The following is a 24,103-nucleotide window of genomic DNA, read 5'->3' as shown; positions in this document are numbered from 1 at the left end:
CTTATCCTCCCTGTACTTCAGGTTTAGGTCGGCGCCGCATCGCGGCTCCGTGTCGCGCTGCCGCGCGCTGGCGCGCCCGGTCGCGAATAGTGTCAGCGTTGTTGAGCGCCGGATCGGGATCATTGAGCCCGAGTTGGCGCATTAAGTCCGCCGTCAGGTCATGCAAGGACGCGCCTTGCAGTATCAGCGCTACCGGCGGTTCCACGCCGAAATCCGCCCGCGCGCCGTTGCGTATTCGTACCGCCATCAGAGAATCCAGCCCCAGCTCGGTCAGGGGCTTGTCCAAGGGCACGGCGGGTTCGACAGTCGACTGGTCAGTGTAGCCCATCACCGCAGCGATGCGCGCACACATCCGCTCGGTCACCGCGCGCCGCGCCTCGCCCGGGTCGAGGTCGGCAAGCGCGTCGGGCCCGCCCCAGTCGCCGAGGTCACCCGCCGAGTCCAGCTCCTCGACCACCTGGGTGAAGTAGCTGATGCTGCGGATCTCCGGGAATGCGACCAGGGCCCGATCGGCACGCAGCCGAGCCACTCCAGTGCGGATCCGGTCGGCGGCAAGCAATGAGTCGAGAGCCTCGATGCCTTCTGCGACACTGATCGTGTCGAGAACACTGCCCACCAAGGCCTGGGCGACGCCTACCTCCGACCACGGACCCCAGTTGATCACCGCGGCCGGTAGGCCGGATGCCCTGCGCCATCCGACCAGCGCGTCCAGCCACGCGCTGGCGCACGCGTAGGCCGCTTGCCCGGGAGAACCCAATAGCGAAGCGGCGGAAGAGAATCCGAGCCACCAGTCGAGCTCGCAGTCAGCGGTGGCTTCGTGCATGCGCAGCGCACCGGTGGCCTTGGGTGCCCACACCCGTTCTAGGTTGTCCCTGCTCATAGAGAACACCAGGCTGTCTTCGATGACCGCGGCGGCGTGCACGACGCCGCGCAATTGGCCCCCAGACTGTCGGGCCGTCTCAATCAGCTTTTCTGCCACCCCCGGCGATGCCACGTCGCCGCGGACAACCACGATCTCGGCGCGGGTCTGCAGTTCGGCCAGGACCTTGCACTGCTCGTCAGTGGGATCGCTGCGGCCACCCAGCACCACCCGGCCGGCGCCGCGGTCCACCAGCCAACGAGCGACGACCAGGCCGAGACCGCCGAGGCCGCCGGTGACGACGTACGACGCTCCCTGGCGCACCACCGGATGCCCTTTGGATACATCGATCGTGGCGCGCGACAGCCGTTCGACGAACCTGCGCTCGCCGCGCCACGCGATCACGTCATCATGGCGCGACCCACTCCCGGCATTCCGCAGTTCCGCGCTCAGCGCGGTCAGCGGGTCTTGTGTGATGTCCAGATCGACCAGGGTGGTGCGCATGTCCGGGTGCTCGAAGGCGAGCACCCGCACCAGCCCTTTCAAGGAAGCCGCCGCGGGTGTTCCCGGCTCGTCGTCGGCAACGGAAAGTCCGCCCCCGGTGACCAGCCATAGCCGCGGTGATCGGCCGTGCCACGTGCCGACGACCGCACGAACCACCGTGGTGATCGACCACACCGTGTCGCGCGCCGCCGCCAGCTCGTCGTCCAGTCGACTCGAGGCACCGCCGACGAACACCACCACGCCAACCGGCGGGTGCTCGGGATCGCCTGCCGTTTCTGCAAATGCGGCCAGCACCGCCGATTCGTCGTGGATATCGGCGGTGTGCACCCGCCGCATCGGCGAGCGCCACTGCTGCACGAAGTCGTCGGCCATCGACTTGGCCTGGGCCTTGCCTGGCGCATCCACCGTTGCATCGGCGAGTACCAGCCAACTTCCCCGCGTCGTCTCGGCAGCTGGCTCCGGAGCCGGCACGGCTGCGATCGGGCTTTCGGTCCATTCGGCATCGAAGATCTTCTGCTCTAGTGGCAGGGGTACCGCACGGCGTTCGACACGACGCAGATAGATGCCGTCCACTTCGGCCGCTATGTGGCCGGCGTCGTTGATTAGGACGATCCTGCCCATCTTTCCGGTGCCGCCGTCGAGGTTTGTCAGGTGGGCACGACACCTGACGTGCCGGCCGATGTCGCGGTACACCCGGATGGTCTCGAACGACACTGGCAGATAGCTGGCTTCCGCCGACCCCGCGATCTCGCCGTCGGGTATCGCGGCACCCACGCTTTGCAATGCCGCATCCAATACCACGGGGTGCAGCCGATACCCGGGATGGCGCGGCGCCTCGTCGGGAATGCTGATCTCGGTTTCCGCGGAACCATCGGCCAGGCGCACGATCCGGCTTAAGGCCGCGAACGCCGGACCATGGTGTTGGCCGGTTTGGCGGAGCAGGGCATAAAAATCGGCCGGCGACACTGTTGTCCCGGTGGCGGGACCTTGGGCTTCCGGGTGCGCGTGCGCACATTCGCGCGGCGATTGTTCAACCTTGGCCGTGGCGTGTCGGCAGAACTCTCCGCCACGCGTGCGGGAATAGATCTCGACCCGAATCTGGCTGTCCCCGCCGCGAATTAACTGCGTCGTTAGCGGCGTGTGGCCGTCGAGGGGCAGCATCTGCTCCACCTCGAACTGGTTGATCACGATGTTGGGTGCGACGGCGTCGGCGGCTGTGCCGAGGGCTTCGCTGGCCGCCGCCAAGGCGATCTCGGCGAACCCCGCGGCCGGCATGATGGGTTGACCGAACACCTTGTGGTCTGCCAACCAGGGACAGACCTCGGTGCCGACATCGGTCTGCCAGACATGGTCTCCGTTGCGCGGCATCTCGATGTGCGCGCCCAGGAGCGGGTGGGTCGCGGCCAGTTCGGACATCGCCGAACGATCCGTGACCCAGAATCGCTGATGGTGCCACGGTGTGGGGGGCAGGTCGACAAGGCGACCGGTGGTGTGCTCGGACGCAGCCACACCGACCGCGGCGAGTTGGGCGTGGAAATACAGCGTCTGGTCCAGTTCGCGGTTCATCGTCGACATGACTGTATGGCTGCCGTCCGGATCCAGGGTGTCGGTGAGTGCGTGCGTGAGCACGGGGTGAGGGCTGATTTCGATGAAGGTGTTGTGGTCGACACCGGCGGCGGTGACGGCCTGGTGGAATCGCACCGGGTTGCGCAGGTTGGCCGACCAATAGTCGGCATCCGCCACCGGCTGCGCGCTTTCGTACGTAGTGGAAATGATCGGGATGCTCGGCGGCTGCGGAGTCAAATCCGCTAACGCGCTTCGCAACTCGGGCAGTATGGGATCGATGATCGGGTGATGGGAGGCCACGTCGACTTCGACGCGGCGCGCCAACCGGTTTTGCGTCGCTACCGCCGCGATCACCGCGTCCACCTGCTCGGGCGGCCCGGCGATCACCGTCTGGCGCGGTGACGCATGCACCGCCAGCGTCACCTGCGGATAGCCGGCAATCAGCGCCTCGGCGGCGTCGGCATCCAGCTCGAGCAGCGCCATCGCTCCCTGCCCCGACAGCCGCGCCATCAACCGCGACCGGGTGGTGATGACCCGCAAGCCCTGCTCGGGCGTCAACGCGCCGGCCACCACTGCCGCCGACACCTCACCCATCGAGTGCCCGATCACGGCATCTGGAATCACCCCATAGGACCGCCATAACTCGGTCAGCGCCAACTGCATCCCGACCAGCACCGGCTGGATGCGGTCGATGCCCACCACCTGGTCGCCGTCGATAAGCGTTTGCTGCAGCGAAAAGCCAACCTGGTCAACGAATATCGGATCCAGCTCGGCTACCGCCTTGGCGAACGCCGGTTCGTCGGCCAGCAACTGCTGGCCCATCGACGCCCACTGCGAGCCCTGACCCGAATACACAAAAACCCGGCCAGGCCCACCGGCATGCTGGTCGCAATCCACCACCCCAACGCGTGGTTGTCCGGCCGCCAGCGCTCGCAACCCCGCGATCGCCTCGGCGCGGTCACGCGCGATGACGGTGGCGAACTTGGCGTGCCGGGCCCGGTGCCGGTTCAACGTGTGTGCCACGTCGGCCAGTGGTGCCGCCGCGCCCGGCCCCGACATCCAGTCGGCCAGCACCGCCGCCGCCGACGCCACCCGCGCGGCCGTCTTGCCGGAGACGTTCAGCGCCGAAACATACGGCATGCCGCCGGCTGCGGCTACTGCGGTGTCGGGTGCCTGCTCGACCACCACGTGCGCGTTGGTCCCGCTGAGGCCGAACGATGACACCGCAGCCCTGCGTGGACCGGCAGCCGCCGGCCACGGGGCGCTTTCGGTCGGCACGAACAGCCGCGTCGCCGACGCGTCGATGGCCGGGTTCCACCGGGTGAAGTGCAAGTTGCGAGGAATGTGCCCACGTTGCACCGCCAGCACCGCCTTGATGAATCCAGCCACACCGGCGGCCGCCTCCAGGTGGCCGATGTTGGTCTTGACCGACCCCAATGCGCACGGGCTCTCGCCCTGGCCTTTACCCAGGCCATAAGTGGCCGCCAGCGACTCGAACTCGATGGGATCCCCCAACACCGTTCCGGTGCCGTGTGTTTCGACATAGTTCACGCTGTCAGGGGTAACATCCGCAAGCTTGAGGGCGGATGTGATCACGTCACGCTGCGCCAGCGCGTTCGGTGCGGTCATGCCGTTGGACCGACCATCGGAGTTAGTTGCCGAACCGCGGACCACCGCAAGCACCCGGTCCTGGTCGCGCACCGCGTCGGCCAACCGCTTGAGCACCACCACGCCGCAGCCCTCGCCGCGCACGAATCCATCCGCGTTGGCGTCGAAGCTGTTGCATCGGCCGGTCGGTGACAGCGCCGACCACTTGGACAGCGCGATGGCGGTGAACGGTGACAAGGTGAGCTGCACCCCGCCCGCCAATGCCACGTCGGTTTCACGCAGGCGAAGGCTCTGACACGCCAAGTGAATTGCCACCAGCGACGACGAACAAGCGGTATCTACGGCGACGGCCGGACCACGCAATCCCAACAGATACGCGATCCGCCCCACCGCGGCACAGTGCGGGGTTCCGGTGCTCAGGTACGCGTCGATGTCGGCTCTGCGCTCAATATTGACGATCGTGTAGTCCCACGACGACAGACCCATCATCACGCCGGTTCGAGTGCCGCTCAAGGAATCCGGCGGAATACCCGCGTGCTCCAACGCTTCCCAGGCAACCTCGAGCAGCATCCGATGCTGCGGGTCCATCGCCACGGCTTCCCGAGGAGTGATTCCGAAAAAGTCGGCGTCGAATGCGTCGACATCGGAAACGAAACCACCCCATTTCGTCGTCATCCGACCCGACGCCGAAGGATCGGGATCGTAGAACGCGTCCGCATCCCACCGATCAGGCGGCACCTGCTCGATTGTGTCCACACCGTCGGCCAGTAGCTGCCAAAAGCTCTCTGGCCCAGTCACATTCCCCGGAAAGCGACAGCCGATGCCCACCACCGCCACCGGCTCGCAGATGTCGGTCGGGAAGGTCGTACCCGCACGGACGAGCTCGCGCGCCAGGGCCGCTCGCGCGTTCGGCGACAGTTGCGCCGCGCGCTCCGCCAGACTTGTCATGACTCGCCTCGCGTCGCAGCTTCCAGCTCGCTGGCGTCAACCAGATCGGCGAGCAAATCCATCTCCTCGTCGGACAGTTCGGGTTCTGTATCGGAAATCTCCTGCGCAGCCGCGGGTGTCGCGTAGTCCATTCGTTCGCACAGGGCGGTCGCGAGATCGCTGATCGTCGGGTATGCCCACACCAACGCGACCGGCAACGTGATGCCCAGACTTGCTTCCAGCCGATTGCGCAATTCCAGGCCCATCAGCGAGTCGAGTCCCAGGGTTTCCAGCGGTCGGTGGTGATCGATGGGATCGCCTGAGCGCAGCACCGCACGGATCTCGTCGGCGATCGCGGACGCGAGGTGGCCTGGGCGTTCGGCCGCGTCGAGGGCGTCTAGCTGAGCGCGAATCGCGCCCCCGCCGCGCCGCTGCCCACTTTTGCGGGCCGCCGAGTCATGCAGCTTCGCGAACAGCGAGGACCCCGCCACAGCGGGGAACGATTGGAACCACTGCCGCGCGTCGAGGCTGAACACACCGGTGCGCCCGCGATCGGCGGTGAGTACCGCCTGCATGGCGGCAAGCCCCTGCTCGGCGTTGATCATCTCCACCCCGAGGTCTTTGAAGAACTGCGCGCGTCCAACGTCGGCCCACGGGCCCCAGTTGATCCCGACAGCGGGAAGTCCGGCCGAGCGCCGATGCGCGACCAGGCCGTCGACCCACGAGTTGGCGGCGGCGTACGCGCCCTGCCCGGGAGTGCCCAGCAGCGCGGCGGCCGAGGAGAAGGTCAGCCACCAGTCGACGTCGCGCGCGGCGGTGGCCACATGAAGCCGCCAGCTGCCGGTGACCTTCGGGGCGAACACTCGCCGAGCGGCGGAATCGGTCATGTTCAACACGATCTCGTCGGCGAGAACCATCGCGCTGTGCACCACCCCGGCCAGCCGGAACCCGGCGTCTTCGACCGCCCGCACCAGCCGCTCGGCGGTGTCTGGCTCGGTGATGTCGCCGGTGATCACCTCGATCCGGCTACCGGAGGCGTTCAGCTCCGCGATAGCGGCTGCCACCTCGTCGCTGGGGGCCGAGCGTCCGTTGAGGACAATCAGTCCCGCACCTTGCTCAGCCAGCCAGCGCGCGACGACGAATCCGAGACCACCCATACCGCCGACGATGAGGTAGCCGCCGTCGCGGCTGACCAGAGGAAGTGGTGGCGGGGCAGCGATCGCCTCGATGCTGCCGTGCTGGGGTATCGAGATGACGATCTTGCCGGTGTGTTTACCGGATGCCATAAGCCGGAATGCGTCGGCCGCATCGTGCAGGCTAAATGCGGTGACGGGAAGTACCTCGAGTTTGCCATCCGCCACGTGCTGCAGGATGTGTTGCAGGAGTTGGCGGTAGCGCGCCGGCTGCAGCTTGAGATTCAGGTCGAGGTCGACCACGGAGAAGGACGCGCTCTTGGCTAGCGCGGCCAAGCCCAAGCTGGCATCGGCGTAGACGTCCTTCTTGCCCAGTTCGATGAACCGGCCACCGGGCGCAAGGATCTGCACGCCGCGTTGAATCGCCTCGCCCGCCAGCGAATTGAGAACGACGTCCACACCGTAGCCGTCTGTCAGCTCGAGGATCTCGTCAGCGAAATCCACGCTTCGCGAGTCGCCGACGTACTCGACACCGAGCCTGGAAAGCATTTCCCGTTTGGCGTCCGAACCGGCCGTCGTGTAGATGCGGGCGCCGATCATCTTCGCGATCGAGACCGCCGCCATTCCAACACCGCCGGTGGCGGAATGGATGAGCACGCGTTCGCCGGGGGATAGGCGCCCGACCTCGCACAGCGAGTGCCAGGCGGTGAGATAGGCGACGCCGAACGTGGCCGCCTCGTTGTCGGCTAGCGTGTCCGGAATTGGGACGACGAGATCGGCGATGGTCCCCAGATGGGTCCCGAATGTGCCAGGGCCGAATGCGATAACTCGCTGTCCGACCTCGACGCCGTCAACCTCGTCACCGATGGCCGTCACGTAGCCGACACATTCGCCGCCGATCACCGGCGCGGCACCGTCGAGTCCCGGATACACGCCCATCGCCTTGAGCACGTCGCTGAAGTTGAGTCCGGCGGCGACGACGCGAACCTCGACTTGATCGCCTTGCGGTCTGCCCCGTTTCACCTCGTGAACGTTTAGTGCGTCCAGCCGTCCGGGTTGATCGATCTGCAGTCGGACAGCTGCCCTGGAAGCGCCCGAGCTGTCCAGGTTCACCACCTGGTGGCGAGCTTCGGCGGCGAGATCACCACTGGTCGTGGTGGGTGCGGGCACCAGCCGGTTGACATAGCGTTGACCGTCGCGCAAGGCGACCTCGTCGGCCTCGGAACCGGCAAGCAACTCCTCGGCCAGGGCGGCCAGCGAGCCGGTGCCGTCCGGTTCGATATCTACGAGGGTGGTATTCAACTCCGAATGCTCAAATGTCAGCACCCGTGCGATGCCACGTAGGCCGGTCTGCGCCAACGTGACCGACTCGCCTGCGTCGAACTGTGCAGCGCCACGGGTGACGATCCACAGTCGGGGACTCTTGCGGGCACCCATTCGCGTCACGGTCTCGACCACGCTGGCGACCAGCAGCGTGCGTGTGCGTGCCAACTCCAGTTGAGCCTCGTCCGGCATCGATTCGTCGTTCGCTCGGGGCGGACAGACCACAACGATCCCGTCCCAGGAGGTTCGGCTGATCGCCGCGCGCAGCGTGGCTTCGTCGGCCGCGGATGCCAGCTCGAGGTCGGTGATGCGGTCGCGCAGCGACGACTGCAGCGCGGGCAGCAGCGGGTCACCCGCGGCGGGGTCACCGATCAGCAACAGGGCACCCGTAGCCTCGGCGGTCTTTTCCAGCGGTGCGGGCTCCCACTCCAACATGAATAGGCGGTTGGTGAGTTCCGTTGCGCCACTGCCGGATCCGAGCACCGCCATCTCGACTTCATCGACGACCAGCAGCGGTTGGCCATCCGCGTCGGTCAGAACTACCTCGCCGACCAGCCGGTCACCGGCTGCGGCCAGAGAGCCGACCGCGCGAACCCCGCGGGTGATATCGCCGTACACGTGGACACCGGCGAAACGCACCGGTACCACCAAGGCCGAGTTGGAAGATGGGCCCTGCCGGGCGTCCTGGCCGCCGGCCAGATCGGTCGCCGTCCGGGTGGCTCCCAGTGTCTGCAACGCGATATCCATCATCACCGGGTGCAGCATGAACTCACGGGAACCCGTTCTGGCCGATGCGGGTAGCCGTACTTGCGCACGGGCCACGCCAGCTTGCGTGACGGCCAGCCCCACGATGCCTTGAAACGCGGGTCCGTGCTGTTGGCCGGCGCCGCGCAGGCGCTGATACAGGTCGTCGGGATCCAGTTGGTCCTCGAGGTCGGCAGTGGTTACCTCGCGCCGCTGTCCTTCGTGATCCAGCGGTGCTAACGGCTCGGCGCGGGCAACGGTGGCGGTGGCGTGGGTGGTCCATCCCGAAGACCCGCTGCGGGTGCGTATTTCGACCTGGCATCGCTGCTCGTCGCCGGTGAGCGTGGTGACCAACACGGTGCCTGGGGTCACATGCAGCATCTGCCGAAGGTCGAGCTCGCTGATCATCCAGGGCTGATCTTGCTCGACTGCGAAGGTGTCGGTCGCGGCCGCCAGCGCGATCTCAGCGTAGGCCGCCCCGGGCAGCACAACGAGATCGTCGATGACGTGATCGGCGAGCCACAGCAGATCAGGGTCGAGCTCGCTTTCCCAAACCCGGGTGCCGTTAGTGGGGTCGGTGACACCGACGCCAAGCAACGGGTGGGTGTCGGGCCTGTGGTAAGCGGCCGACGTGGCGGTGATCCAGTGCTGGGTGTGCTGCCATGGGGTGGTGGGCAGCACGGGGTGGGGTTCGGGGGGGTGGGGAGTCTGGGGGGGATGGGTGGTGTGGGTCGTGTTGAGGTTCGTGTGGAACTCGAGGGTGTCGTGAGCGTCGCGTTGCAAGGTGCCGATGCTCAGATAGTTGTCGACATCGTAGCTGGCGCGCAGGGTGTCGCTGATCGAGTGGGTCAGCAGCGGGTGGGCGCTGATCTCGATGAAGGTGTGGTGATCGGCGCCGGCATGAGCGATGGCCTGGTGGAACCGTACCGGGTTGCGCATGTTGGTTGCCCAGTGCTCGGCGTCGAACCTGGGGCCGGAACCCAGGGAAATGCCGAGGTCGGCGTAGGTGGTGGAGATGATCGGGATGGTCGGCGGTTGCGGGGTGAGATCGGCCAATTCCGAACGCATCGCCGGTTGCAGTGCATCCATGGCCGGGTTGTGGGGGGCCACCTCGATGTTGACTCGGGTAGCGAAGCCGTTCTGTTGGCGCACCTTGTCGATGAGCTCGTCGATCAATAGCGGCGGCCCGGAAATCACGGTTTGGCGTGGGGAGGCATAGATCCCCAGGCTCACCTCGGGGTAGTCGGCAATCAGCGCCTCAGTGGCTTCGGCGTCGAGTTCCAGCAACGCCATCGTGCCCTGCCCGGACAGCGGCGCCATCAGCCTCGACCGGACCGCGGTCACCCGTAATCCCTGGGCCGGGGTCAGCGCCCCGGCCACCACCGCGGCGGCCACTTCGCCCATCGAGTGACCTATCACCGCATCGGGTGTCACGCCGTATGAGCGCCACAACGCGGTCAGCGCCAGCTGCATCCCGATCAGTCCCAGCTGGATCTGTTCGATGCCAACCAACTCTTTTCCGCCGGCGATCACGTCGCGCAGCGAAAACCCGCCTTGAGCAACGAATTCCGGCTCCAGTTCGGCGATGGCAGCGGCGAATGCCGGCTCGTCGGCCAGCAGTTGGCGCCCCATTCCGGCCCACTGCGATCCTCGTCCCGAGTAGACGAACACCGTGCCGCCGCCGATGGAGCCTTCGCGGGGTGCCACCACCCCGGGGGCGGATTGACCCGCGGCCAGCGCGCGTAACCCGATCACCGCTTGGCGCCGATCGACAGCGGCTACCGTGCCGAACCTGGTCTGACGGGCCCGGTGATGGTTGAGGGTGTGCGCGACATCGGCCAGCGGCACCGCCGCGCCGGGGCCGTCCAGCCAATCTGCCAGCACCGATGCCGTCGCAGCCACCCGCGGTGCGGTCTTGCCGAACACCACCAGCGTCGACACCGCGGGAACGGGGCCGCGCTGCGGCTCCGTTCCCGCAGCGGCCATCGGATCGGGTGCCTGCTCGATCACCACGTGTGCATTCGTCCCACTGACGCCGAACGACGACACCCCCGCCCGGCGAGGTCGACCGGTGGTTGGCCAGTCAATACCATCGGCGGCGATCCTCAGCCGAGATGCGGCCTCACTTGCATGTGGTGTCAGCTGGTGGAAGTTAAGATGCCGCGGAATGTAGCCGTTGTGTACCGCGAGCACGGCTTTCATCAGCCCGGCGACACCGGCCGCCGCTTCCAGGTGACCGAGATTGGTCTTCACCGATCCAATCACCAACTGATCCGAACCCGCTCGATCGCTGAAAACCTTACTCAGTGAATCGAGTTCGATCGGGTCGCCCAGCGGAGTACCAGTTCCATGGGCCTCGACGTAGTCGATATCGGCCGCTGTCAACTTCGACGACGTCAATGCTTTGGTGAGCAACGCCTGTTGCGCTGGCCCGTTGGGAACGGTCACTCCGCTGCTGGCACCGTCCTGGTTGACCGCCGAACCGCGCACCACCGCAAGAATGCGGTTGCCGTCGCGCACCGCGTCATCCAGCCGCTTGAGCACCACCACCGCGGCACCCTCGCCGCGCACGTACCCATCGGCGGACGCATCGAAGGTCTTGCACCGCCCCTCCGGTGACAGCATCCCCCATCGCGAGCAAGCGATGCTGGGTCCCGGGCTCAGCAAAAGGTTGGTTCCACCCACCAACGCCATATCGCTTTCCCGCCCGCGCAGGCTCTGGCATGCCAGGTGCACCGCCACCAACGACGATGAGCAGGCCGTGTCGATGACCACCGCGGGTCCGCGTGCCCCGAGGATGTAGGCCAGCCGTCCGGCGGCGAAGTTCGCCGAGTTCCCGGTTGGGATGTACGCGTCGAGGTCAACAGGTCGTAGCCGGCCCGCCAGCGTGAGCATGTAGTCGTAGGCGGTGACACCGACGAATACCGAGGTTTGCGTACCGCGAATGGTGTGTTGCGGGACGCCCGCGTCTTCTAGCGCTTCCCACGCAACTTCAATCAACAATCGCTGCTGCGGGTCCATCGCCGCCGCTTCGCGCGGGGAGATTGAGAAGAACTCCGCATCGAACTCATCTGGCTGCCAGCTGGTGAGAAAACCGCCTTCGGTGCTGCAGATGGTCCCCGGCACGGTGTGATCATCACAGTAGTAGGCGTCGGCGTCCCACCGCTGCGCGGGAACCCGGACGATGCCGCTTCGGCCGGCGCACAACAAATCCCAGAACTGTTCGGGGTTGTTGACCCCGCCCGGGAACCGGCAACCCATGCCGATCACCGCGATCGGTTCGCTGCTGGATTTTTCGGCGATTTCCAGGCGCGCCGTGAGATCATCGATCTTGTGCAGCGCCTCGGTGATGATCGCTCGGCGATCTGGTGTCGCTGCGGTCATTGTGTTCCTCTTAGTCGTTCCGAAAGTTGTTCCAACAACTCGGCTTCGGTCAGTTCGTGGTAGCAGTCGGTGGCTTGCTGGGTTGCGACTGCGGTTGCCCCAATTTCGAGGAGCTCAGGCAGGACGGTGGCCAGGTAGTCGGTGAGGCTGTAAACGGTCGGATAGTCGAAAACCACGGACGCCGGCAAGAACTCGCCCAGGCTTTCCGACAACGCCCGCTGAAGTGTCACGCTCATTAGCGAGTCCATGCCGAGTTGGAAGAAGCCGGCCGACGGATCGAGCGGCTCCGTGGGCGGCATTCCCATCACCGTGGCGGCCAAGGCGCCCACATGGTCGAACAACATGTCCCGTCGTTTCTCCGCCGGGCAGCTACGCAACGATGTGCGGAATTCGCTTTCGCCCTTCCCGACGTCTTCCGGTGCCGGCAACAGGTCGTCGACTATGCGAAGGGCTCCCCGCGTTCGATATGCCGCGGCCAACAAGGGCCAGTCCGCGGCAACCACCACGGTCGCGACTGCCGCATCGGGGTTCATCACCAGCGGTAGCGCGCCGATGGCCACCTCGTCAGCCATGGGTTGCAGCCCGGATTCCGCGCTGATTTGAGTCGCGTCTTTTTGCACATCGGCCAGCGACTTCCACAGTCCCCAGTCGACGACGGTGGCCGGCAGGCCCATGGTGCGACGCGCGCCGGCGAAGCTGTCCAGGAAGGCGCTGGTCGCGGTGTAATGGGCGAGCCATCGAGAACCCAGCAGACCTGACACCGAAGAGAACAAAACGAAGTGGCGCACTGGGCTCTTCAGTGACAGTCGGTGCAACAACGCCAAGGCGTCCAACTTGGGACGAAACATGGTGGTCACGTCGTCGTCGGTCATCTCGCTCAGCAGCGCTGGGCGGCCCGCAAAGGCCGCCAGATAGATTCCCTCCAGTGGCGGTAGCTCCGTGCCGAATCGGTCGAACAGGGTTTGCATGGCGGCGGGATCGGTCGCATCGGCGGCCACCGCGATGAGATCTGTTCCGGTCGCAGCGAGACATTGGGTCAACTCGTCGAGCGCGCCGGGCTTGCGAGCCATCGCGACGATTGTCTTAGCCCCCATCCGCGCGAGCTGTCGGATGAGATGCGGTCCGATGTTGCCGGTCGCACCGATGACGAGCTGGCTGGCGTCGGCATTCAACGTGACCGGTTTCCCCGGAAGAGTTCGCCTCTGCAGCCGGGGTACATGGCGTGCGCCCGACCGGTATACGACCTGATCCTCCCCGTCGGTACCGTGGGCTGCAGTCAGCACATGCCGCACGGCCAGCTCTGCGGGCATCGAATCGTCGAGATCGATTATGCCGCCCCAGATTTCAGGATGCTCTAGTGCCAGCGACCGGCCGAGACCCCACAGCACAGCGTGGCCAGGGTTGGCTCGGTCGCCTTCCGAGATGGGCTGGGCGTTGCGGGTCATGATGAACAACTTCGGCGGGGAAATAGCCGTGGCGCTGCTGGCGACCATCGCGGCGGCTAGCCGTCGCGTTGCGTGGAAAACCTGGTAGGCCGATTCAATATCGAGGAGTTCACCGGGGACGGGTGGAGCGTAGAGCACGTTGTCCACACCGCGCAGCGCGTCGAGCAGTGCGGCCGGATCGCTGCCTGCTGCGAGCGCCGGCGGCGAGAGGCTGTCTACCCGAGAATCGGCCGCACGGGCCAGCTCGTGGCAGAGTTCGTTGTCTGCCACCACGAGCCAGGCGGCGGTGCTGGGCGGGTCGGCGCTGACTGCCGGGCGGATCGGCCAGGCCAGCTGGTGGCACCAGTCTTCGAGCGCACGGCTCTCGGATGTCGATTGTCCGTTCGCCACAACCTTATTGCTGCCCGGATCTTCTGGCGCTGCCGTGCTCGGGTGCGTGGTGGCGATCCAGTGGTGGGTGTGTTGCCAGGGTGTGGTTGGGATGGTGGGGTGCGGCTCGGGCGGGTGACAGGTATGCGGTGGGTGGGCGATGTCGGCGGTGTAGAGGTTGGTGCGGAAGGTGACCGTGTCATCGGCATCACGCTGCAAGGTGCCAATGCTCAAGTATTTCGCTGCGGACTTGGTTGGGCGGTGCGCGTCTTCCAAGGTGTCGGCAATCGCCTGGGTCAGCAGCGGGTGTGCGCTGATCTCGATGAAGGTGTGGTAGGCGCCGTCGGCGCCGCTACCGGCGGAAGCGATGGCCTGCTGGAAGCGCACGGGGTTGCGCATGTTGGTGGCCCAGTGTTCGGCGTCGAAGATCGGTTGGGTGTGCAAGTCTGCGTAGGTGGTGGAGATGATTCCGATGGTGGGGGTCCGTGGGGTCAGATCGGCCAGCTCCGAACGCATCGCCGGCTGCAAAGCATCCATGGCCGGATTGTGCGGGGCGACTTCGATATTGACCCGACTGGCAAACCGGTTTTGCGCGCGCACCCGGGCGATCAACTCATCGATTTGTTCGGTCGGCCCGGCGATCACGGTCTGCCGCGGCGAGTTGTAGATCCCCACTGTCACCTGCGGGTAGTCCGCGATTAACGCTTCGGTGGCCGCAGCATCGAGTCCCAGCAGTGCCATGCCGCCCTGGCCGGACAATGGCGCCATCAACCGTGCGCGGGTGGCGGTCACCCGCAGACCCTCGGCCGGAGTCAGCGCTCCGGCGACCACGGCGGCGGCCACCTCGCCCATGGAGTGGCCGATCACCAGGTCGGGCTGCACCCCGTAGGAGCGCCATAACTCAGTCAATGTCAGTTGCATGCCGATCAGGCCAAGCTGGATCTGCTCGATACCGACTAGCTCCTTGCCGGTGGCGATCACGTCGCGCAGCGAGAAGCCGGCTTGCTCGATAAACACCGGTTCCAGCTCGGCGACCGCGGCGGCGAAAGCCGGCTCGTCGGCCAACAATTGGCGACCCATCCCGGCCCACTGCGAGCCGCGGCCGGAGTAGACGAATACGGTGCCCGGCCCCGGCGAACCGTCCTGGTGGCTCACCACTCCGGGAGCGTGTTGGCCGGCGGCCAGCGCGCGCAGTCCGGCTATCGCCTGGGCGCGGTCACGGGCTACGACGGTGCCGAACGTGGCTTGGCGGGCCCGGTGATGGTTGACCGTGTGGGCGACATCAGCTACGGCCACCTCGGCGCCCGGACCTTCCATCCAGTCGGCCAGCACCTGCGCCGTCGCGGCCATCCGCTGGGCCGTCTTACCCGTCACCACCAACGTCGACACCCCGGTGTCCTCGCCGCCTTCGGATACCGGAGCCAGCTCGCTACCTTGCTCGATGATCACGTGTGCGTTCGTCCCGCCCAATCCGAACGACGACACCGCCGCCCGGCGCGGCCCCTCCGCGGTTGGCCACGGGGAGTTCTGCGTGGGAACGAAAAACCTGGTCGACGCGGCATCGATAGCTGGATTCCATTGCGAGAAATGCAGATTCGGCGGGATCGTCGCGCGTTGTACCGCCAGCGTCGCCTTGATGAACCCCGCGATCCCGGCGGCCGCCTCCAGATGACCGATGTTGGTTTTCACCGCACCCAACGCGCATGCGTCCCCGCCGTGGCCATACGTGGCGGCCAGGGCCTCGAATTCGATCGGGTCGCCCAGCACCGTGCCGGTTCCATGGGCCTCTACGTAATTCACGCTGTCAGGCGCCACATCGCCGGATCGCAAGGCATCGGCGATCACATCGCACTGGGCTGCCGTATTCGGCGCCGTTACGCCATTGGACCTGCCGTCCTGGTTGACTGCCGAACCGCGCACCACCGCCAGCACCTGGTCGCCGTCGCGCACCGCGTCCGTCAACCGCTTGAGCACTACCACTCCGGCGCCCTCACCGCGCACAAATCCGTCTGCCGCCGCATCGAATGCGGCGCACCGGCCCTGCGGGGACAGCAATCCCCAGGCAGAGATAGCGATTTGGGTCTCTGGGCGAAGGGTGATACTCACTCCACCGGCGAGAGCCAGATCGGTCTCGCGCAGCCTCAGACTCTGACACGCCAGGTGCACAGCCACCAACGACGACGAGCAGGCGGTGTCCACCGCGACCGCCGGACCCCGTAATCCCAACAGGTAGGAGATGCGACCCACCGTGATGCTGTGTGCATTTCCGGTCCCGCTGTAGGCGTCTACGTTCTGCGGACTGGCGGCCAACATGGACTGATACTCGTTGAAATAGACCCCCATCATGACGGCGGTTCGGGTGCCGCCGAGGGAATCCGGTGGTATGCCGGCATGTTCGAGTGCTTCCCAGGCAACCTCCAGCAGCATTCGCTGCTGCGGGTCCATCGCCGCGGCTTCCCGCGGTGTGATACCGAAGAATTCGGCGTCGAAGCCCGCGACGTCAGGGACGAAGCCGCCCCACTTCGTCGTCATCCGCCCCGGTGTTAGCGGGTCGGGGTGGTAAAACGCTTCTGCGTCCCATCGATCTGCCGGCACCGTCGAGATCGCATTCCTGCCCGCGACCAGAAAGTCCCAGAAACTCTCTGGTCCATCCACATCTCCCGGAAAGCGGCAGCCGATGCCAACCACCGCAACCGGCTCGGCCACGGCGATGCGAGAGACCCTGTCGAACTCGTCGGCTAGGGAGGTGCGCTGTTGCGCGGTCATACCGGAAATCCGGCTGAAAGCCGTTCGCATCACACCGACCTCTCGGCCTCAGGCGGCGCCGATTCGATGCGATCGAATAGACTGTCCAACACACTTCCGGCCGACGAGGATAGCGCGGAAATCTGGTTGTCTTGCGACACATCGTGCGGTGCCACACGTTTGGCAAGGTAGCTGGCGAGTGATTTGACCGTTGGGTGGTTGAACAACATGGTGGCAGACAACTCGATGCCGACAAACTGCTCGGCCTCGCGCCGAATCGCCATTGCCATAAGGGAATTGAGACCCAACTCGGCGAACGGGCGGTCGGTGTCCAGCTCTTTCTCAGGCACTCGCAGCTCGGCTGCAATGATGCGGCGTAACCCCTGTTCGAGCTCGGATCGCACCTCGGTCGCTGCCATCACCGACCAGTTCCGCGCCGGCAATAGGTAAGCGTTCGCACCGGATCCATCGGCGCCCGCCGGAGCGGGCATGGGCACCACGACCGCTTGCGCGACGTCGTAGCCATCGACGAATTCCCAAGCGGTGAATGCCTCCGACGGCGTGATGTCACGCGAACCCATTCGCGCTAGCTCTTCGCTGACGAGCTGGGCGTCCGCGGCCAATCCGAGCCCCCGCCAGGCTACCCAGTCGAGGCTCATGGTGTGGCAGCCCTGTTGCCGGCGCGCCCGCGCCAGCGCGTCCAAGTAGGAATTGGCGGCGGCGTAGGAACCCTGCCCTGGAATGCCGAATATCCCGGCAGCCGAGGCGGTCAAGTAGAAGAAGTCCACGCTGCCGGGCGGAAATGCGTCGTGTAGGACCTGGCTGCCGCCGATCTTCGGCCACATAACCTGTCGCACCGCATCGCCGGTCATGCTCGTCACCAATTGATCGTTGGTAATGCCCGCGGCGTGGATGATCCCGCGGATCGGTGCCGCTCCGTCACGGTCGCGCGCGGCCAACAGGGCCTGCACGTCTTCGCGGCAGCCGACGTCGGCGGCGACGGCTTCGACAGTCACCCCGCGCATTTCCAGGGCGCGGATCGCGTCGATCCTCCGGCGCAGCTCGGTGTCGAGGGTGTCGAGTTGCCAGTCCCGCCGTGGCGGCAATGGCGTGCGGCCGGTCAACACCAATCGATGAGCGCCGCGGTCGGCGAGCCAATCGGCCATCAGCAGGCCAAGGGCGCCCAGGCCGCCGGTGATGAGGTAGGCCGCGTCGGGCCTGCACTGCAAGGACTTGCGCGCCGGCTCGCCACGGACGGGAGCCAAGGCCGGGGCGAGCACCACGCCGTCACGACGCACCAAGATCGACTTGCTTGGTTTGGCAAGCAGTTCGGCAAGTGCCGGCCCGAATTCGCCTAAGTCGTCGTTGATCGCGAGATCGACCAGTCCGCCCCACAGCTCGGGATGTTCGGCGGCGATGACACCGGCAAGGCCCCACAGGAAACTCTGGCGCAGCGCGGACGGGGCGACCGATTCGTGAACTCCGCGGGTGAGGATCCATAGCGCCGCGGGCTTATCCGCATCGCGTTCCGCGAGAGTCCGCACCAGACCGGTGATTTCGGTACAGATCCGGACGGCGAAGTCGACGTCGGTCTCGTCGGCGCCAGCCGGATCAGAATCCGCGACGTAAACGACGTAGCGGGCCTGCGACACCCCATCGGACATCACGGCCGGCTGGTAGCCCGCCCCTTCGAGGGTCTCACACAGCGCTGCGCCGTCATCGCCGATTATCGCGACGGGTCCTGGATGGGTTACCTGTTCGGCCCCTGGGTGCGTCGCGTCCGGAACGGTCTGCGGTTGCCAGTCGATCGTGTGTACGAAATTGGTGGCATCACAGTAGGCCTCGACCGGACCGGTCGACGCGGGCGGTTGCGCCCTACCAACGTCTAGGCCAAAGTCCAGAGCCCGGTATCGAAGCGACCTCATCGACAGGGACGGCACTTCGCCGTGGGCTGCAACGGTGACATCGACGGTGATCCCGTCGTCGTCGTGAGCGGTGCGGTTCAGCGTCACCGAGCTACGCGGCCCGGTGACGACATCGCCGAGCGATATCTGCTCGATGCTTGCCGGCACGTAGAGCCGCGAATCAGCGACGTCCGATAGCGCGGCGAGGTGCACCGCGGCGTCAAGGAGCGGCCCAGTCGACCCTTCGGGCAGAGCTTCGGGGAGATCGATCGCAACCGTGAGGTTGCTCGACTGCTGTGTCCACGACGCGACGGTCCATGAGAAAGGCAGGCCATCGATGCCGCGCATTGCGAGCAGCTCGGCCAGGTCGGGAATCAGGTCGCGGTGAGCACGTTCGGGCGGCTGCCCGTTGGCGCGATGGTGCTCGTTCAAGCTGCTGGCCGAATCCGACGGTGACGAGGAAAGTTGTGCGGTAACATGCCGCGTCCACCGGTCTGAGGGTGTTCCGGCAGCCGGACTCGAGGCCAGGCTGATCGCCCGGTTGTCGGCGACGACCTGGATTAGACGTGGCCGGTCGGCGAAAATGGGTTGCTCGAATCGGACCTCGGACAACGCGGAGTAGCCCAATTCTGTTGCAGCGGAAAGGATTGTGTGCAGCACAACAGAAGCTGGGACCACCTCGACTTGGTGGAATCGATGACCGCCCTGGTACGGCTTGGCGTCCGGAGCCAGCCTTGCTTGCCAGAGGTGGGAGGGCGGACTCGCTGAGACCGTGGCGACGGTGGTGTGTTGGCCGAGCAGTGTGCCCGCTCGGGGGGCCGATCCAACAGAGCCGGCCGGATATTTGGTGGTGATCCAGTGACGGGTGTGTTGCCACGGGGTGGTGGGGATGGGCGGATGTGGCTCGGGGGGGTGGGGGGTGTGCGGTGGGTGGATGGTGTGGGCCTTGTTGAGGTTGGTCCGGAAGGTCACGACGTCGTCGGTGTCGCGTTGCAGGGTCCCGAGGCTGGTGTATCTGGCTCCGGGTTGAGCGCTGTGCAGAGTGTCGATGATGGCCTGGGTCAGCAGCGGGTGTGCGCTGATTTCGATGAAGGTGTGGTAGGCGCCGTCGGCGCCGCTACCGGCCGAAGCGATGGCCTGCTGGAAATGCACGGGGTTGCGCATGTTGGTGGCCCAGTGTTCGGCGTCGAAGACCGGTTGGGTGTGCAAGTCTGCGTAGGTGGTGGAGATGATTCCGATGGTGGGGGTCCGTGGGGTCAGATCGGCCAGCTCCGAACGCATCGCCGGCTGCAAAGCATCCATGGCCGGATTGTGCGGGGCCACTTCGATATTGACCCGGCTGGCGAATCGGTCCCTAGCGCGCACGCGAGTGATCAACTCATCGATCTGCTCGGTGGGCCCGGCGATCACCGTTTGCCGTGGTGAGTTGTAAATACCGAGCGTCACCTGTGGGAAGTCGGCAATCAACGCCTCGGTAGTGGGCGCGTCGAGTTCCAGCAGTGCCATGCCGCCCTGGCCGGACAACGGTGCCATCAGCCGTGACCGGGTGGCGGTCACCCGCAGACCCTCGGCCGGGGTCAGTGCCCCGGCGACCACGGCGGCGGCCACCTCGCCCATGGAGTGGCCGATCACCAGGTCGGGCCGCACCCCGTAGGAACACCATAATTCGGTCAGGGCCAGCTGCATCCCGATCAACCCGAGCTGAATCTGCTCGATACCGACCAGTTCCTCGCCGTTAGCCAGCACGTCGTGCAACGAAAAGCCGGCTTGCTCGACAAACACCGGTTCCAATTCGGCGACCGCGGCCGCGAAAGCCGGCTCGTCGGCCAACAATTGACGGCCCATGCCAGCCCACTGTGAACCGCGGCCGGAGTAGACGAACACGGTGCCCGGCCCCGGCGAGCCCTCGGCAGGGTTGACCACGCCGGGGGCGTGTTGGCCGGCGGCCAGCGCACGCAATCCGGCTATCGCCTGGGTACGGTCACGGGCCACCACCGTGCCGAACTTGGGTTGCCGCGATCGGTGGTGATTGAGGGTGTGGGCCACGTCGGCCAAGGCCACGTCAGCGCCGGGCCCTTCCATCCAATCGGCTAGCATCCCCGCGGTCGCGGACACCCGCTGCACAGTCTTGCCGGCCACTACCAGGGTCGACACCGCCGGACTTAAGCCTTGTCCAGGCGCGGGGCGCACCTCCTGGCCCTGCTCGATCACCACGTGCGCGTTTGTGCCACCGAAGCCGAACGACGACACACCGGCACGGCGGGGATGGCCCGTTGCCGGCCATTCAGTTTGTGTGTCAACGACTTTCATCCGCAAGTCGGTAAAGGGAATGTGCGGGTTCGCGGTTTCGAAGTGCTGATTTGGCGGAATCTGGCCATGCTGCACAGCCAGCACCGTCTTGATGAAGCCCGCGATTCCAGCCGCAGCCTCGGTGTGACCGAGGTTGGTCTTGACAGAGCCGATGAGCAACGGAGAATCCTCGGGCCGGCCGCGACCCAGCACCGTTCCGAGAGCGCGGGCTTCGATCGGGTCGCCCAACAGCGTCCCTGTTCCGTGCGCTTCGACGTAGTCGACCTCGCTGGGCTGCATCCCCGCGTTGGTGTAGGCGGCACGCAGCACCGCCATCTGGGCCGCTGGGTTGGGGGCCATCAGCCCGTTGGATCGGCCGTCCTGGTTGACCGCAGAACCGCAGATGACCGCAAGCACCCGATCCCCGTCGCGCTGTGCATCGGTCAACCGCTTGAGCACCACTACCCCGGCACCCTCGCCGCGGACAAACCCGTCGGCGGTCGCATCGAACGCACGGCACTGACCTGTCGGGGACAAGGCGCCGACTTGGTCGAAACCGCGAAATACCGCCGGGGACAACAACGAATTCACGCCGGCTGCGATTGCCAGGTGACAGTCCTGGGTCCGAAGGCTCTGGCAGGCCAGGTGGATCGCTACCAACGACGACGAGCATGCGGTGTCTACCGCCACCGACGGGCCGCGCAGGTCAAGGAAATACGAGAGGCGGTTGGCGATGATGCTCATCGCGCCACCGCTATTGCTCCAACCATCGACCTGCGACAGATCGGCGGAAGCCATCGCACCGTATTCGCTCAGGCATGCCCCGGCAAACACTCCTGTCGCCGAGCGGCGCAGCGTGCCGGGCGGGATTCCCGCGTGCTCCAACGCTTCCCAGGCCACTTCCAGCAGCAGGCGTTGCTGGGGGTCCATCTTGTCGGCTTCGCTGGGGGAGATCTCGAAGAATTCCGCGTCGAAGGCGTCGATGTCGGGCAAAAATGAGCCCCACCGTGTAGTGCGCGCTAGCGCCGCGGCTACCTCGGGTGGCCCGCCTTCGAATGGCTGCCATCGTTGCGGCGGCACCTGGCTGATCGAGGAACGGCGTTCACAGAGAAAGTCCCACAATGCTTCTGGGCACGAAATCCCGCCAGGGAAACGACATCCCATGCCGACGACGGCGATTGGCTCGTCGAGTGAGTTCCGGGCACCACGCTTGACTGCGGCGTCGGAGTCGGGGCTCGGCTCGGGTGCGGCCAGATACGCGGCCAGCGCGTTGATCGTCGGGTGCTCCCAGAAGTCAATCGGCGATACGGTCCTGCCCAGCAGCTCTGACAGTTCGCCGGACAGTACGACAGCGTCGCGGGAGCTGACGCCGAGGTCGGCAAGCGACAGATCGGGGTCCACCTCGTCAGGTGTGCAGCCGATATTGGTTACTAGGTAGTCGATTAGCCAGTGGCGAAGGTCGGCTTCACCACTGATGCTTCCCGTCATACGGCTACGTCCAGCCGCTTGAAGCCGTCGCTGCGATAGCGTTCGACGCAGGCTGACCGCCGGATCTTGCCGCTGGTGGTGATGGGAATCGAACCAGGTGACACCAGAACGAGATCGGCCACCCGCAGGCTGTGTGACTTCGATATCGCGGAGGTGACCTCACGCTTCACCGAGCGGAGCTTGAGCATGACCTCTTCGGCGGTACTACCGCGTCGCTTGAATTCGATGATCGCCACCAGTTGTTCGGTGATGTCGTCGGGCACTGCGATCGCCGCGGCCCGTCCACCGGTGATCTCCTGGATCGTTGCCTCGATGTCGTCGGGGTAGTGGTTGCGCCCGTCCACGATGAGCAGGTCTTTGATGCGGCCCATGATGAACAGCTCACCATCGGAAATGACGCCCAGGTCGCCGGTGCGCAGCCACGGCCCCTCCGGGGCTGCCGGCGCGGGATCGACCAGCTTGGCGTCGAAGACCTGCGCGGTCTGCTTCGGCTTCTGCCAATACCCCATAGTCACGTGGTCGCCATGCACCCAGATCTCACCGACCACTCCAGGCGGATTCTCAACCATGGTCTCCGGGTTGACGATTCGCACAGACGATGGGTCGGGGGAGCCGTAGCTGATCAGTTCGGTGCCGACCGACCCATCGGTTCCGCAGGGCCGAGCCTGCCCGGCGGTCAGCTGCTCGTAGTCAAAACGGACCGTCTTGGGCGCGGCGCCGGCTTCGGGAGCTGCCACATATAAGGTCGCTTCCGCGAGCCCGTACGACGGCCGTATCGCGGTGGGGCTGAGATTGTACGGCGCGAACCGCTCGGTGAACCGCCGCACGGTTGCCACATGGATTCGCTCACTGCCACTGACGATGCCGACCACGTCGCGCAGGTCGAGCCCCGCCATGTCCTGGTCAGATGTTCTGCGCACGGCCAGCTCGAAGGCGAAATTCGGTGCCGCAGAAAAGCACCGGCCGCTGGTGGCAAGCAGTTGCATCCAGCGGGCCGGACGGCGCAAAAATGACATTGGGCTCATCAACACCGCGCGGCGTCGGGCCACCAGCGGTGCGCAAATTCCGAGAATCAGGCCCATATCGTGATACAAAGGCAGCCACGACACCACAGTCCCGGTCGGAATCTTTGCGGGATCGCCGAAATAGCCGTACATACTTTGTGTCACATTGGCAATGACATTCGTGTGCGACACAATGACTCCGGCCGGCGTACGCGTCGATCCGGACGTGTATTGGAGATAAGCCGCCCCGGTGTGCTGATGAGAGAAAGCCGGCATCTGTCGCGGCGAGTCCAAATCAAGCAGATCAACCTCAATTACGACCGGGGCAGGCTGCCCGTCGTGGCTGGCTGCGTATTTCGTTACATCGCCTACCACGGACGAAGTCGTGAGAATGGCTACCGGCTTGGAATCCTGCAACACCGCAGAAACGCGGTCATCGTGAATGCCATACTGTGGAGTTGACAGCGGAACCGCGATAAATCCAGCCTGAAGTGCGCCCAGGAATGCAAGGACATATTCCAGTCCTTGTGGCGCTAAAACCGCCACTCGATCTCCGGGTAACCCGCATAACTTGAGTTCTTCAGCAATGATGCATGCACGACTGTAGACCTGCGACCAAGTCAAGCTGTCAGCAAATCCCTTGGGGTCGGATCCGTAGTCGATGTACGTATATGCAGTGCTGTCAGGCTGCTGGTCGGCCCTCTCTTGCAGCAAAGAGGGCACTGAACGGTCGGTCACCGGCATCGCCTTGTACTCCCATTCGGCTTTCTGGCGTTCACTATGTTTTTTGCGGACCCTGCGAACCCCTGTC

The 24,103-nt window shown here is 65.6% G+C and carries 5 protein-coding genes; all 5 read right to left on the bottom strand.

The window, feature by feature from the left end:
• Nucleotide 1 precedes the first annotated feature (1 nt).
• Genes ppsD through fadD26 form a run of 5 tightly spaced genes read right to left on the bottom strand, consistent with a single transcriptional unit; the run spans nt 2 to nt 24,036 of the window.
• Nucleotides 2-5,485: a phthiocerol type I polyketide synthase PpsD gene (ppsD, locus tag MCAN_RS15535; RefSeq protein ID WP_014001495.1), complete on the bottom strand. Its 5,484-nt coding sequence runs from the start codon at nt 5,483-5,485 to the stop codon at nt 2-4.
• Complete coding sequence (gene ppsC, locus MCAN_RS15530; protein ID WP_014001494.1) at nt 5,482-12,048, bottom strand: phthiocerol type I polyketide synthase PpsC; 6,567 nt, start codon at nt 12,046-12,048, stop codon at nt 5,482-5,484. The genes ppsD and ppsC overlap by 4 nt, the downstream gene beginning before the upstream one ends.
• Nucleotides 12,045-16,661, bottom strand: coding sequence for a phthiocerol type I polyketide synthase PpsB (gene ppsB, locus MCAN_RS15525; protein WP_014001493.1), 4,617 nt, complete (start codon nt 16,659-16,661; stop codon nt 12,045-12,047). Before ppsB ends, ppsC begins: the two co-directional genes overlap by 4 nt.
• Nucleotides 16,658-22,288, bottom strand: coding sequence for a phthiocerol type I polyketide synthase PpsA (ppsA, locus tag MCAN_RS15520; RefSeq protein WP_014001492.1), 5,631 nt, complete (start codon nt 22,286-22,288; stop codon nt 16,658-16,660). The genes ppsB and ppsA overlap by 4 nt, the downstream gene beginning before the upstream one ends.
• Entirely contained in the window at nt 22,285-24,036 is a 1,752-nt protein-coding gene (fadD26, locus tag MCAN_RS15515; RefSeq protein WP_014001491.1) for a long-chain-fatty-acid--AMP ligase FAAL26/FadD26, read from the bottom strand. The genes ppsA and fadD26 overlap by 4 nt, the downstream gene beginning before the upstream one ends.
• Nucleotides 24,037-24,103: the final 67 nt, after the last annotated feature.

Source organism: Mycobacterium canetti CIPT 140010059, assembly GCF_000253375.1.
Taxonomy (GTDB): Bacteria; Actinomycetota; Actinomycetes; order Mycobacteriales; family Mycobacteriaceae; genus Mycobacterium; species Mycobacterium tuberculosis.
Note: the sequence above shows the minus strand (reverse complement) of the source record. Positions and strands in the feature narration are given on the sequence as shown.

Bases quoted from the DNA above. Each gene is read 5' to 3' on its own strand.
- ppsD (WP_014001495.1), bottom strand. From the start codon at position 5,485: ATGACAAGTCTGGCGGAGCGCGCGGCGCAACTGTCGCCGAACGCGCGA.
- ppsC (WP_014001494.1), bottom strand. From the start codon at position 12,048: ATGACCGCAGCGACACCAGATCGCCGAGCGATCATCACCGAGGCGCTG.
- fadD26 (WP_014001491.1), bottom strand. From the start codon at position 24,036: ATGCCGGTGACCGACCGTTCAGTGCCCTCTTTGCTGCAAGAGAGGGCC.
- ppsA (WP_014001492.1), bottom strand. From the start codon at position 22,288: ATGACGGGAAGCATCAGTGGTGAAGCCGACCTTCGCCACTGGCTAATC.